General features: G+C 27.8%; 15 protein-coding genes. 13 read left to right on the forward strand and 2 right to left on the reverse strand.

The annotated features are described in order from the left end of the window. Positions 1-73: 73 nt before the first annotated feature. The 11 genes from AELL_RS01615 (at position 74) to AELL_RS01665 (ending at position 6,732) form a co-directional block, all read left to right on the forward strand. Complete coding sequence (locus AELL_RS01615; RefSeq protein ID WP_118916260.1) at positions 74-427, forward strand: CidA/LrgA family protein; 354 nt, start codon at positions 74-76, stop codon at positions 425-427. Then, positions 417-1,130 (forward strand): LrgB family protein, encoded by a 714-nt coding sequence (locus AELL_RS01620; protein ID WP_118916261.1) that lies wholly within the window; start codon positions 417-419, stop codon positions 1,128-1,130. The genes AELL_RS01615 and AELL_RS01620 overlap by 11 nt, the downstream gene beginning before the upstream one ends. 87 nt (positions 1,131-1,217) lie before the next feature. Beyond that, positions 1,218-1,532, forward strand: coding sequence for an ArsR/SmtB family transcription factor (locus AELL_RS01625; protein WP_118916262.1), 315 nt, complete (start codon positions 1,218-1,220; stop codon positions 1,530-1,532). A gap of 2 nt (positions 1,533-1,534) precedes the next feature. Beyond that, positions 1,535-1,891, forward strand: a complete 357-nt coding sequence (locus AELL_RS01630; protein ID WP_118916263.1) for a gamma-glutamylcyclotransferase family protein — start codon at positions 1,535-1,537, stop codon at positions 1,889-1,891. Beyond that, entirely contained in the window at positions 1,892-3,142 is a 1,251-nt protein-coding gene (locus AELL_RS01635) for an arsenic transporter (RefSeq protein ID WP_118916264.1), read from the forward strand. It abuts the gene before it with no gap. Between the two features lie 21 nt (positions 3,143-3,163). Continuing rightward, positions 3,164-3,637, forward strand: coding sequence for an arsenate reductase ArsC (locus AELL_RS01640; RefSeq protein WP_118916265.1), 474 nt, complete (start codon positions 3,164-3,166; stop codon positions 3,635-3,637). Between the two features lie 9 nt (positions 3,638-3,646). Then, positions 3,647-4,057: an arsenate reductase ArsC gene (locus AELL_RS01645; protein WP_118916266.1), complete on the forward strand. Its 411-nt coding sequence runs from the start codon at positions 3,647-3,649 to the stop codon at positions 4,055-4,057. Between the two features lie 2 nt (positions 4,058-4,059). Further along, complete coding sequence (gene chrA, locus AELL_RS01650; protein ID WP_118916267.1) at positions 4,060-5,205, forward strand: chromate efflux transporter; 1,146 nt, start codon at positions 4,060-4,062, stop codon at positions 5,203-5,205. Beyond that, positions 5,198-6,157: a permease gene (locus AELL_RS01655; RefSeq protein WP_118916268.1), complete on the forward strand. Its 960-nt coding sequence runs from the start codon at positions 5,198-5,200 to the stop codon at positions 6,155-6,157. The genes chrA and AELL_RS01655 overlap by 8 nt, the downstream gene beginning before the upstream one ends. A gap of 4 nt (positions 6,158-6,161) precedes the next feature. Next, on the forward strand, positions 6,162-6,395 hold the full coding sequence (locus AELL_RS01660) for a thioredoxin family protein (RefSeq protein ID WP_118916269.1): 234 nt from the start codon (positions 6,162-6,164) through the stop codon (positions 6,393-6,395). Positions 6,396-6,402: 7 nt separating this feature from the next. After that, positions 6,403-6,732 (forward strand): YnfA family protein, encoded by a 330-nt coding sequence (locus tag AELL_RS01665; protein ID WP_118916270.1) that lies wholly within the window; start codon positions 6,403-6,405, stop codon positions 6,730-6,732. A 13-nt stretch (positions 6,733-6,745) separates the two neighbouring features. Here AELL_RS01665 and AELL_RS01670 read toward each other — a convergent pair whose 3' ends face one another. After that, positions 6,746-7,150 (reverse strand): DUF350 domain-containing protein, encoded by a 405-nt coding sequence (locus tag AELL_RS01670; protein ID WP_118916271.1) that lies wholly within the window; start codon positions 7,148-7,150, stop codon positions 6,746-6,748. A 61-nt stretch (positions 7,151-7,211) separates the two neighbouring features. Further along, positions 7,212-8,702 carry a SulP family inorganic anion transporter gene (locus tag AELL_RS01675; RefSeq protein WP_118916272.1) on the reverse strand — a complete coding sequence of 497 codons (1,491 nt, stop codon included), beginning with the start codon at positions 8,700-8,702 and terminating at the stop codon, positions 7,212-7,214. A 171-nt stretch (positions 8,703-8,873) separates the two neighbouring features. Between AELL_RS01675 and AELL_RS01680 the strand changes: the two genes are divergently transcribed. Both AELL_RS01680 and AELL_RS01685 read left to right on the forward strand, forming a co-directional pair. After that, entirely contained in the window at positions 8,874-9,515 is a 642-nt protein-coding gene (locus tag AELL_RS01680) for a MerR family transcriptional regulator (protein ID WP_118916273.1), read from the forward strand. Beyond that, the gene (locus AELL_RS01685; protein ID WP_118916274.1) at positions 9,512-12,991 is read left to right on the forward strand and encodes an acyl-[ACP]--phospholipid O-acyltransferase; all 3,480 of its coding nucleotides are present in this window, start codon (positions 9,512-9,514) and stop codon (positions 12,989-12,991) included. Before AELL_RS01680 ends, AELL_RS01685 begins: the two co-directional genes overlap by 4 nt.

A 12,991-nucleotide genomic window follows, 5' to 3' on the forward strand; every position in this document is an offset into this window, starting at 1 on the left:
ATATTTTTAATATTTTACTTTTTCTCCTAAGATAAATTTTAGTATAGTACGACTTTTACAAAAAGGCGTTTAGATGTTACGAGGAATAATTATTTTATTGGTTTTTCAATTTTTAGGTGAATGTATAGCGAAGTTTTTTGCTCTTTTAGTTCCAGGTCCAGTTATAGGAATGGTTCTATTATTATTCTTTTTATTACTTAGAAAAGGAAGTTTTGTTAGTTTAGATAATGCTGTTGCACTTCATTTAAGATATCTTCCATTACTTTTTATTCCTGCAGCTATGGGAATAATTACTCAAATAGATATTATTACCAAAGAGTTTTGGGCTATATTTATAGCTTTGTTTTTTGGAACATTAATAGCTTTAGTTTTTGCTGCTAAATTTATGGATTTTTTAACTTCAAAGGTGAATAAAGATGAATTATGAAGCATTAACAAATTATATTAGTTCAACACCACTTACTTGGCTAATTATCACATTAGCGGCTTTTAAACTAGGGATAATAATTTATGAAAAGTTTAATAAACATACTTTATTACAGCCAATTATTATAGCTTATGTGATTATCTTATCTTTGATTGTTTATACAAATACTTCATTTGAAAAATATTTTAAAAGTGTTGAAATAATTCATTTTTTCCTTGGCCCTGCAACTGTTGCACTTGCCCTTCCACTTTATAAAAATTTGAAGTATATAAAATCACTTTTTTTACCAATAGTTTTAACACTTTTTATTGCTGGAGTTTTTTCAATAGTGATTGCAATTAGTTTGCTTTATATTTTTGGAGCACATCTTCCAACGATTTTATCAATGACAACAAAATCTATCACTGCTCCAATTGCAATTATTACGTCAGAACAAATTGGAGCTATTCCTTCACTTGCTGTTGGTTTTGTGTTAATAACTGGAATTGTAGGAGCACTTTTTGGAACTATTGTGTTTAAAATATTCAAAGTAAAATATGAAACTTCAAAAGGTTTTGCTTTAGGACTTGTATCACATGGAATTGGAACAGCAAGAGCTATTGAAATAAGTGAAAAAGCAGCAGCTTTTGCAGCACTTGCAATGGGTTTAAGTGGAGTATTTACTGCTATTTTTCTTCCAATGGTAATTACTTTTTTTAAGTAATTACTATTTTTATAATTAAATATATCAAGATATGTTGATATATTAATTTAATTTTGATATAATCACAAAAATCATTAAGGAGCAAGTATGGATATATTTTTAAAAACAGTTAGTGCTTTAAATGATGAGACAAGAGTAAAGCTAATTAAGTTTATAAATATTTATGGGAAATGTTGTGTTTGTGATTTGGAAAACTCATTTGAAATGATTCAATCAAGACTTTCACGTCATCTAAAGATTTTAAAAGAAGCTGGTTTTTTAAAACTAGAACGTGATGGAAGATGGGCTTATTATTCTATTCGAACACCACTTGATGAATTTAGACAAAGTTGTATAAAAGAGATAATGACTCTTCAAATAGAGTTACCAACTCTAAAAAAAGTTTGTGAAATTAAGGAATAAAATTGAAAGAGACACTTTTTGTATATGGAACACTTATGCCAAATTGTCCAAATGCTCATGTTTTAGAAAACATAGTTGGGAAATTTGTCCCAGCAACTGTAAAAGGAAAATTAATTGATGCAGGTTGGAGTGCAAGTATGGGATATCCTGGAATTAGGCTTGATGCTGGAAATGATACGATTCATGGATTTTTATTTTATTCAGATAACTTAATAAACTATTGGGATTATTTAGATGAGTTTGAAGGGCAAGAGTTTGAAAGAACACCTGTAAGAGTAGAAAGATTTGATGAAATTGAAGTGGACACTTATATTTATACTTTAAAATCAGAGATTTTAGAAATGCATGAGGAAAAATAGATGTTAATTGCAAGTTTGATTTTTATAGTTACTTTAATATTTGTTATTTGGCAACCACGTGGTTTACAAATAGGAACAACTGCAATTTTAGGTGCAATTACTGCTTTGATTTTTCAAGTTGTAAATTTTGATGACGTACTTGCTGTAACAAATATAGTTTGGGATGCAACTTTAGCATTTATTGGAATTATTATTTTATCTATGGTTTTAGATGAAATTGGATTTTTTGAGTGGGCAGCACTTAAAATGGCAAAGTTTTCAAATGGAAATGGAATGTTGATGTTTATCTATTCTATTTTATTGGGAGCATTTGTTTCAGCACTTTTTGCAAATGATGGGGCAGCGTTAATCTTAACTCCAATTTTGTTAGCAAAAATGAGAATTTTACAACTAAATATGAAAACAATAGTTGCTTTTTTACTTGCAGGTGGATTTATAAGTGATAGTGCTTCTTTACCATTTGTATTTTCAAATCTAACAAATATCGTAACGGCAAACTATTTTAGTATTGGATTTGTTGAATACTTTTTAAATATGATAGTTCCATTTATTGTGAGTGTTGTTGTTTCAACACTATTTTTATGGTTACTTTTACGAAAAGATATTCCAAAATTTGTGGATATTACTTTATTAAAAGAGCCAAAAAGTGTTATAAAAAATATGAATTTATTCTATTTTTCATGGATATTTTTAGGAGTACTTTTAGCTGGATATTTTGTAGGAGATGCTTACAATTTACCTATTTCTATTTTTGCTTTAGGTGGGGCAATTATATTTTTAATAATTGCAACTATTTCAAAAACTGTAAAACCAAAACATATTATAAAAGAAGCTCCATGGCAAGTTGTATGGTTTAGTATTGGACTTTATATAGTTGTTTATGGTTTAAAAAATGCAGGATTAACTGATTATTTAACAATTATTTTAAAAGATTTAGCATCAAGAGGTGACACAATTGCAATTCTTGGAACAGGATTTATAGCAGCCTTTTTAAGTGCAATTATGAACAATATGCCAACAGTTATGATTATGGATATTGCTTTAATAGATATTCCAAATCAAGCTTTAGCTTATGCAAATATAATTGGATGTAACCTTGGACCAAAAATGACACCATTTGGTAGCCTTGCTACGCTATTATGGCTTCACGTTTTAGCAAAAAAAGGTGTTAAAATTAGCTTTTGGCAGTATAGTAAATTTGGTTTAATTATTACACCACCAGTGCTATTTATAGTACTTTTAGCAGTTTAATTTTATTAGGGAGAGAAAAGATTGAAAACAAAAGTTTTATTTGTTTGTAGTGCTAACACAACAAGAAGCCAAATGGCTCAAGCATTATTAAGAAAATTTGGTGGAGAAGATTTTGAAGTGGATAGTGCTGGAATAAATCCAGGTGTACTAAATCCTTTAGCCGTTGAAGTGATTAAAGAAGATGAGAATATGGATATTTCTTCTTATACTACAAATAAAGTGATGGATTATTTTAAAGAAGGACGACATTATCATTATGTGATAACTGTTTGTGATGAAGCTGCAAAAGAACCTTGTCCAATTTTTCCTAGTCTTGATGGAGTATTACACTGGAATATTACAAGTCCAGCAAGTAATGGAAGTGATGAAGAGAAAAAAGCAAAAATTAGAGTATCAAAAGATGAGATAAAAACAAATATTCTAAAATTTATTGAGTTAGTAAAAAATCAACATATAAAAGATGGATTTCCAGAATCTTGGCAATTAAATAAATAAGGATAAAAAATGAGCATTTCAGAAAAAAAAGTTTTAATTTTATGCACAGGAAATTCTTGTAGAAGTATTATCGCTGAAGCCTTAATAAATGCAAAATTAGAAGGAATTAGTGCAGATAGTTCAGGTGTTAGAGCAAGTGGAAGAGTAAATCCAAATGCTAAAAAGTTACTTGAAGATAAAGGGATTTGGAAAGAAGAGTACCATTCAAAAACTATTGATAAAGTAATAGACAATGCTTATGATTTAGTGGTAACTGTTTGTGACCATGCAAATGAAACTTGTCCAATGTTTCCAAAAGCTGTAAAGGTTATTCATGTTGGATTTGAAGACCCAGATGGAAAAGGTTTTGAAGCATTTGAAGCTACATACAAAGAGATAGAAGAAATTTTACTTCCAAAAGTAATAGAGGCTTTAAAATAATAATGATAAATATATCAATTTTTTGGCATTTTTTTATCTTAGGTCTTTTTAGTTTTGGAGGACCAATAGCTCATATTGGCTATTTTAGGAAAAAATTTGTTGAAGAATTAAAATGGCTAAGTGATGAAGAGTTTTCTAAAATCGTAGCACTTAGTCAGTTTTTACCAGGTCCAAGTTCATCTCAAGTTGGCTTTACAATTGGGTTAAAAAAAGGTGGAATTATTGGTTCAATATTGGCTTTTATTGCATTTACAACACCCTCTTTTTTACTTTTATATTTCGCTGCAACTTTTCAAAATATATATGAAGATAATAATGTTATTTATGCTTTGATAAGTGGATTAAAACTATTTGCTGTGGTAATTGTTGCAGATGCAACATATAGTATGTTTAACTCTTTGTGTAAAACTACATTAAGTAAAATAATTTTTGTTTTTGCAACGTTATTTTTGATTTTTTATCAAACATTTTTTGCTCAAATTTTAGTTTTAGTTGTTTCTGGTTTGGTTGCATTATTTTTTATAAAAGAGAAAAATGAAACTAAAATAACATATCAAAAACCGTATATTTTACCTTTAGTTATATTTTTCATTTTATTGATATTTTTGCCATTTTTTGTAAATCAAGACAAATTATTAAGTCTATTCAACTCTTTTTATCAAGTTGGAAGTTTGGTTTTTGGAGGAGGGCATGTTGTTCTTCCTTTGATTAAAAGTAATATCAATATCGATGAAAATAGTTTTTTAGTAGCTTATTCTTTAGCTCAAGCAGTTCCAGGACCTATGTTTACTATTGCTTCATATATTGGAGTTGTTGCTTTTGAAGAATCACCATTTTTAGGTGCACTTGTTGCAACATTTGCTATTTTTTTACCAGGGTTTCTTTTGATTTTAGCTTTTTACAAAAGTTTTGAAAGTTATTCAAAAAATTCAACTATATCAAAAATAGTTACTGGAATTAACGCAAGTGTTGTTGCAATACTGTTTAGTGTTTTAGTTACAATTGTTATTCCAAGTGGAATTTTAAATATTTATGATTTGATTTTTGCAATACTTGGATTTTTTGTGATTAGAAGATTTAAAATATCTGTATTACTTTTGATTTTATTTTATTGTGGATATGGATTTATAAGGAGTTTATATGTTTGAGTGGTGGGATAATCTAAGTGCTATCTTAGTATTTGATATATTAGGACTTGTAAAAGGTACTAAGCTTGGCGATGCAGTTCATTTTTTTATTTTTGATACGATTAAAATATTTATTCTTTTAATACTTATTGTATATTTGATTACATTTTTAAGAAGTTATTTCCCTCTTGAAAAAATAAGAGTATATTTAAGTGGAAAAAATAAAATAATTGGACATATCTTAGCTTCAATTTTTGGGATTATAACTCCTTTTTGTTCTTGTAGTGCAATTCCTCTTTTTTTAGGATTTTTACAAGCAAGAATTCCTTTAGGAGTTGCTTTTAGTTATTTAGTTTCAGCACCACTTAGTGATCCTGTTGTATTTGCTCTTTTAATCTCAATGTTTAGCTGGAAAATAGCTATACTTTATGTTGCTTTTGGAGTAATAATTTCTATTGTTGTAGGACTTATAATTGGTGCTATGAATATGGAAAAAGAGGTTTTAATTGAAGTAAAACCTCTTGATAATATAAGTTACACAGAAGATGGAACTTTATTTAAACATAGAATAAAAGAATCATGGGATTATTCAGTAGATATTTTTAAAAAAATATATCTTTATATAATCATTGGAGTTGGAGTTGGTGCATTTATTCATGGATTTATTCCAGAAGATTTTATTAGTAAATATGCAGGTGGCGATGTTTGGTATGCACCAATAGTTGCAGTAATAGCTGGAATTCCTATGTATTCAAATGAATTGGGAATTTTACCAATTATAGAAGTTTTAACACAAAAAGGTGTTTTAATAGGAACAGCACTTTCTTTTATGATGGCGATAGTTGCTCTTAGTTTACCAGAAGCCATGATTTTAAAAAGAGTAATATCAATAAAATTAATTGGAATATTTTTTGGAGTAGTTGGTCTTGCTATTCTTTTGACTGGGTATACTTTAAATTATTTAGTAGGATGAAAAAATGAAAATAGAAATTTTAGGAACAGGTTGTACAAAGTGCAAAAATCTTGAAGAAAATACAAAACAAGCAGTTGCAAAAATTGGTGGATTTCATGAAATAAAAAAAGTGGAAGATATTGTTGAAATTATGAATTATAGTGTGATGAGTACACCCGCACTTGTTGTTGATGGAGTTGTAAAATCTACTGGAAAAGTTTTGAGTGTCGATGAAATAGTAACTATACTTTCAAAGTAGAAAAAATTTGATAAAAGAGTTTAGTTTATATTTTTTAGCAGCTTTTTTTGAGATACTTGGTTGTTATAGTTTTTGGGTTTATTTTAAACTTGGTAAAAGTTATTGGTTTTTAGCTCTTGGAGTTTTATCTTTGATTGCTTTTGCTTATGCTTTAACAAAAGTAAATTTAGAATTTGCTGGACGAGCTTATGCTGTTTATGGTGGAATTTATATAGTTTCATCTCTTCTTTGGTTATATTTTGTAGAAAAACAAGAGTTTAATAGATGGGATTTAATAGGTTCAAGTCTTTGTATTTTGGGAGTTTTTGTGATTTTATTTGGAAATCAAAAAGTTTAAAAATCAATGAGTTTTAATAACTCATTGACCCAGCATTTAATAAACCAATTGCGATTGATAAAAATGCCATTAAAATTCCAACGGGAATAACACCTTGAGAGATTTTTGTTTTAAAAGAGTATTTTCCACCAAGTCTAGTTACGATAAATGCAAAAATTAATTGAATAAATATTGCAACTCCTCCCCAAATCACAAAATCGCTATATGAAATTGAGTGAACTAAAGCACTATAAAGTGGAATTGCAACTCCAATAATCGCTCCTCCAAAACCTAAAGCTGCTGCAATATTATTATCTTCAAAGATAAGTTTATAGTCATCATAAGGCGTAACAATCGCATATAAATAAAGAAAAACTACAACTAAAGCAACTGCTGTAAAAAAGAAACTTATAAATCCTATATATAAATCTAATTCCATTTTAATCCTTTTTTTTCTTTGAATGTTAGCAAAAAGTTACTATATGGCTTATTAGGCAGTTCTAGTGCCCACCCATAATTTTTTCTATCTCTTCTGGTTTATCGTGAATTCCAAATCTATCTATAATAGTTTTAGTAGCTTCATTTTGCCCAATAATCTCAACCTCTTTTCCCTCTTTTCGTAATTTAATTACAGATTTATCAAGGGCATAAACAGCAGAAATATCCCAAAAATGAGCTCTTGTTACATCAATTATAACTTTTTTAACATCTTCTTTGAAATTTATCATTTCATAAAATCTATCGGCACTATTAAAAAAAACTTGACCTACAAATTTATAAGTTTTTACACTTTTATCTTCATTATAAAAGGTTTCATTGTACATAAAGTGAGAGATTTTGTTTGCAAAAAATAAAGAAGCTAATAAAACTCCTGTTAATACTCCCATTGCAAGATTGTGTGTATAAACAGTTATAGCAACTGTTGAAAGCATTACAAGATTTGTTGAAAATGGAAGAGTCTTTAATTCAGTTATTGAAGTCCAGTTAAATGTACTAATTGATACCATAATCATAACAGCAACTAAAGCAGCCATAGGAATAATTGAGATAATATCAGATAAAAATACAACCATTATAAGTAAAAAAAATCCAGCAATAAAAGTAGATAATTTTCCCCTTCCACCTGATTTTATATTAATAATTGATTGCCCAATCATAGCACATCCTGCCATTCCACCAATACAACCTGAGGCTATATTTGCAATTCCTTGACCTCTTGCTTCTGTTTGTTTATTACTTTTTGTATCTGTTAAATCATCAATTATAGTTGCAGTCATAAATGACTCTAAAAGACCAACGATTGCTAAAGCAAAAGAGTAAGGAAAAATAATGCTTAATGTCTCAAAATTTAAAGGAATTTGGGGAAGTAAGAATATAGGTAAAGTATCAGGAAGTTCTCCCATGTCTCCCACATTTCTTACATCCCAACCAATAAAATATACAAAAATAGTTAAAACAACTATGGTTACAAGTGGTGAGGGAAGAACTTTTCCAATTTTTGGAATATAAGGAAATAGATAAATTATTCCAAGTCCCACAGCAGTTAGGGCATAAACATGCCAAGTTACATTAGTAAGTTCTGGAAGTTGAGCCATAAAAATTAAAATCGCCAAAGCATTTACAAATCCAACTACAACAGCCCTTGCTACAAAACTCATAAGTTTGTGGATACCAATATATGATAAAAATATTTGAATAATTCCTGTTAAAATAGTAGCAGCCAATAAATATTGAAGTCCATGCTCTTTTACAAGTGTTACCATAACCAAAGCCATAGCTCCAGTTGCAGCACTTATCATTCCTGAACGACCTCCAACAAAAGAAATAACAACAGCTATACAAAAAGAGGCATAAAGTCCAACTTTTGGGTCAACTCCTGCAATTATTGAAAAAGCAATTGCTTCAGGGATTAGTGCAAGTGCAACTACAAGACCTGATAAAATATCAGCACGAATATTGAAAAACCATTCATTTTTTATGGTTTGGTACATAGAATTCCTTAATAATGATTATTTTTAATTTGATAGATAATCAGATTTTATCCAATTGGTGGTTAATAGTTGATAAATAAAAAGTAGAGAGTTGAACTCTTGACTTTTTGTATTTATTTTTATAGACTTTCAAAAGTAAAGAGTTTGACTTTATACTTTTAAGGAAAAATAATGAAAATAATAGAGAATAAAAATTATTATAAAATGTCTCAATTGGTTGAATTAACAAATTTAAGTAACCATACAATTTCATTTTATGATAAAAAAGGTTTATTACCAAATACTCTAAGTACTTCCAAAAATATGAAATATTATCCAGAAATTACAATTACAGTTTTAAATTTAATCAAATATTTCAAAGATAATCTGAATTTTTCAATTGATTATATAAAAGAGTTATTTGATTATTATCAAATAAATTTTGATGACAGGTCAGATTTGATTTTACAATCTATACAGATGTTAAGTAGTGAGATTAAAAATCCAATTTTTAAAAAAGATTTATTAAATCAAAATATAGAAGAAGCTATAAAATTAGATTTATTAGATGATAAAGAAGTCTATTTTAAAACAGAGATAGAAGTTTTAAATACTTTCAATGAGTTAAGAAAATATGATATTTCAACAGAACTTATAAATGAATATGTAAAAACAAGTAAAAAATTGGCACTTTTAGAAAAAGAGTTAACAAGTAAAGTTTTAGAAAAAAATGGTTTTTTGCCTGAAGTTTTAGTGCTTGATATTTTAAATTCATTCAAACCATATATTTTCAATCGACACACAATCATTGAGTTTAAAAAGGATAATAAATGACAAAAATAAATAATCTTTTATCAATAAAAATTGCATTTTTATTTGTAGTTTTTTGTAATGCTGTTGTTGATGTTGCCCACAAAGTTTTATTACAAAACATAGCTTTCAAAGTTTTTGATGGAACAACGCAAGTTATTTGGATTTCAATAATCAATGCAATGATTATAATTCCATTTTTACTTCTATTTACTCTAAGTGGTTATCTATCTGATAAATATAATAAAAAGAATATTATGGTTTATGGGGCAGTATCATCTTTTTTATTATCAGTTTTGATGATAATTTCATATATGAGTGAAAATTTTTATTTTGCAATGTTTTCTTTAGTTTTATTAGCTGTTCAAAGTGCTATTTATTCTCCTGCAAAATTTGGGCTTATTCTTGATATTTATGGTAAAAAAAATCTTTCACGTGGAAATGCTGCTTTACAAGCTATTTCAATAATTGCAATTTTATTTTCAATTGGTGTTGCTTCTTTTGTTTTTGAAAATTTTTATAATCTAAATAATCTTCAAAGTTTAACTTCAAAAGAGGAGTTATTAACAGCAATTTTACCTCTAACTTACTATATATTACCAGTTGCCTTTTTAGAAATGGTAGTTTCATTTCTGTTTTTAAGAAGAATAAACACAGTTTATGTAAAAGATGAAAATTTATCTTTAAATAAAGATGAGTTTTTTAAAGGTAAGTTATTAGTTAAAAATATAAAAACAATTTTTTCTCATGATGTAATTTTTTTATCAGTTATAGGATTATCTGTATTTTGGGGAGTTTCTCAAGCTACAATGGCAGTATTTCCATCTTTTGTAAAACAATATCTAAATATTACAGATGTATTTTTAATAAATGGTGTGATTGCAGCTTCAGGAGTTGGAATTGCAATTGGTTCAGTATTATATTCAAGAATATCAAAACATTATATTGAAGTAGGAACTATCCCTTTAGCATCTTTTGGTATGGCTTTTTCTTTATATATTTCAACAGTAGTTCAAACACCATTTTTATTAGCAATCACATTTTTAATGTTTGGGGTTTTTGGTGGAATGTTTGTAGTTCCCTTGAATGCTTTAATTCAATTTAATGCAAAGAAAAAGGTTTTAGGAACAATCTTAGCTGGAAATAATTGGTTTCATTCATTGTCTATGTTTTTGATGCTTTGTATGACAACAATCGTATCTTATTTTGAATTAGACCCATTAAAAACTATATATTTAATACTTACAATAATTGTAATTGGAACAGCATATACAATCTATAAATTACCTCAATCTTTGATTTTACTTTTTCTAAAAAGTATTGTTGGATTAAAATATAAACTTGAAGTAGATGGAATAAAAAATATACCTTCATCAGGAGGAGTTTTACTTTTAGGAAATCATATTTCTTGGATTGATTGGGCGATTATTTTAATGGCAGTTCCAAGGGAAGTTAAGTTTGTTATGGATAAAACAATTTATAGTAAATGGTATATAACTTGGATATTAAAAATGTTTAAAGCAATCCCAATTTCAAATATTTCAAGTAAATCAACGATTCAAACAATAGCAAAAGAGTTGGATAGTGGAAGTGTTGTTGTTCTTTTCCCTGAGGGAAGTATTACAAGAAATGGGCATTTAGGTGAGTTTAAAAAAGGATTTGAAAAAGTATTAGAACTAACACAAACAGAGATAAAAGTTATTCCTTTTTATATTAGAGGACTTTGGGAATCTATGTTTAGTAGAGCCAATAAAAAATTTAAAAAATCAAAAAGAACTTCTAATGTAACAGTATCTTTTGCAAGAAGTATGAATAAATCAAGAGCAAATATTGTAAGCGTTAAAAAAGAGGTTTTTGAACTCTCTTCAAAATCTTGGAAAGAGCATATAAGAAATTTGAAACCTTTAAATGAAACTATATTTGATAGATTAAAAGAGGTCTCTTCTGAAATTGTTTTTGCTGATTCAACTGGTTTAGAATTGAGTGGAAATAAATTTTTAACAGCATCAATACTTTTTAAAGATTTATTAAAAAAAGAGATAAAAGGTCAAAATATAGGTCTGTTAGTTCCTTCAACAGCAAGTGGTGCATTTATAAATTACACAGTATTAATGATGGGAAAAACAGCAATAAATCTAAACTATACAAGTGAAATAAACTCTTTAAAATCTTCTATAGAATTAGCAGAAATAAAAACTATAATAGCTTCAAAAAAGTTTGTTGAAAAACTTGAATCAAAAGCTATAAATATAAAAGAGATTTTAGAGTTGGTTGAGGTAATTTATTTAGAAGATATAAAAACAAAAATATCTAAAAATAAAGGTTTATTTACCTATTTAAGTGTAAAGTTTTTACCTTCTTGTATTTTAAAATTGATACATTTAACAAAAACAAATAAAGATGATACGGTGATGATTTTATTCTCTTCTGGAAGTGAAGGAAAACCAAAAGGTGTAGAACTAAGTGGTGATAATATTTTAGGAAATGCACAACAAATTGCAAATATTATAAATGTAAGTAATGAAGATACAATAGTTGGCTCTTTACCTCTATTCCACGCTTTTGGAATAGTAGTTACAACTTATTTACCATTAATTGAAGGTATAAAATGTGTTGCTCATCCAGACCCAACAGATGGACTTGGAATAGCAAAATTAGTAAGTTCTTATAAAGCTACAATTATGTGTGGGACTTCAACTTTCTTTAGATTATATGCTAAAAATCAGAAAATTCATCCTTTGATGTTTGAGAGTTTAAGACTTGTTGTTGCTGGTGCTGAAAAATTAAGAGAAGATGTTAAATTTGAGTTCAAAAAAAGATTTGGAAAAGATATTCTTGAAGGTTTTGGAGCAACAGAAACTTCACCAGTTGCAAGCTGTAATCTTCCTGATGTATTAGCTTCTGATTTTACAGTTCAAATAGGACAAAAAGTAGGAACAGTTGGAATGGCAATTCCAGGAACTACAATAAAAATTGTAAATCCAGAGACTTTTAAAGAGTTAGAGTCAAATGAAGAGGGAATGATTTTAATTTCAGGCATCCAAGTAATGAAAGGGTATTTAAAAAATGAAGAAAAAACAAAACAAGTTTTAAAAACAATTAGAGGAAAAACTTATTATATAACAGGAGATAAGGGAAAAATTGATGAAGATGGTTTTATAACTATTGTGGATAGATATTCAAGATTTGCAAAACTTGGTGGAGAGATGATAAGTCTTGGTGCAGTTGAAGAGAAAATTTCAAGACTTTTAGAGTTAAAAGATGATAGTTCGGTTGATTTTATTGTTACAAGTGTTGAAGATGAAAAAAAAGGTGAAAAAATAGTCTTATTAATCTCAAACGTAGATGAAGAGTATGTTTTAAAATTAAAAGAGAAAATTTTGAATAATTTTGAAAATAAATTAATGATACCTTCAAATATAAAAATTATTGATGAAATCCCAAAACTTGGGAGTGGAAAGAAAGATTTTAATGCAGCTAAATTAAAAGCAAAAGACTGA

Source organism: Arcobacter ellisii (assembly GCF_003544915.1).
Taxonomy (GTDB): domain Bacteria; phylum Campylobacterota; class Campylobacteria; order Campylobacterales; family Arcobacteraceae; genus Aliarcobacter; species Aliarcobacter ellisii.

What these genes read in the sequence shown, in the direction of transcription:
- AELL_RS01680 (WP_118916273.1), top strand. Translation starts at nt 8,874, where the DNA reads ATGAAAATAATAGAGAATAAAAATTATTATAAAATGTCTCAATTGGTT.
- chrA (WP_118916267.1), top strand. Translation starts at nt 4,060, where the DNA reads ATGATAAATATATCAATTTTTTGGCATTTTTTTATCTTAGGTCTTTTT.
- AELL_RS01675 (WP_118916272.1), bottom strand. Translation starts at nt 8,702, where the DNA reads ATGTACCAAACCATAAAAAATGAATGGTTTTTCAATATTCGTGCTGAT.
- AELL_RS01615 (WP_118916260.1), top strand. Translation starts at nt 74, where the DNA reads ATGTTACGAGGAATAATTATTTTATTGGTTTTTCAATTTTTAGGTGAA.
- AELL_RS01645 (WP_118916266.1), top strand. Translation starts at nt 3,647, where the DNA reads ATGAGCATTTCAGAAAAAAAAGTTTTAATTTTATGCACAGGAAATTCT.
- AELL_RS01635 (WP_118916264.1), top strand. Translation starts at nt 1,892, where the DNA reads ATGTTAATTGCAAGTTTGATTTTTATAGTTACTTTAATATTTGTTATT.
- AELL_RS01625 (WP_118916262.1), top strand. Translation starts at nt 1,218, where the DNA reads ATGGATATATTTTTAAAAACAGTTAGTGCTTTAAATGATGAGACAAGA.
- AELL_RS01655 (WP_118916268.1), top strand. Translation starts at nt 5,198, where the DNA reads ATGTTTGAGTGGTGGGATAATCTAAGTGCTATCTTAGTATTTGATATA.
- AELL_RS01685 (WP_118916274.1), top strand. Translation starts at nt 9,512, where the DNA reads ATGACAAAAATAAATAATCTTTTATCAATAAAAATTGCATTTTTATTT.
- AELL_RS01660 (WP_118916269.1), top strand. Translation starts at nt 6,162, where the DNA reads ATGAAAATAGAAATTTTAGGAACAGGTTGTACAAAGTGCAAAAATCTT.
- AELL_RS01620 (WP_118916261.1), top strand. Translation starts at nt 417, where the DNA reads ATGAATTATGAAGCATTAACAAATTATATTAGTTCAACACCACTTACT.
- AELL_RS01670 (WP_118916271.1), bottom strand. Translation starts at nt 7,150, where the DNA reads ATGGAATTAGATTTATATATAGGATTTATAAGTTTCTTTTTTACAGCA.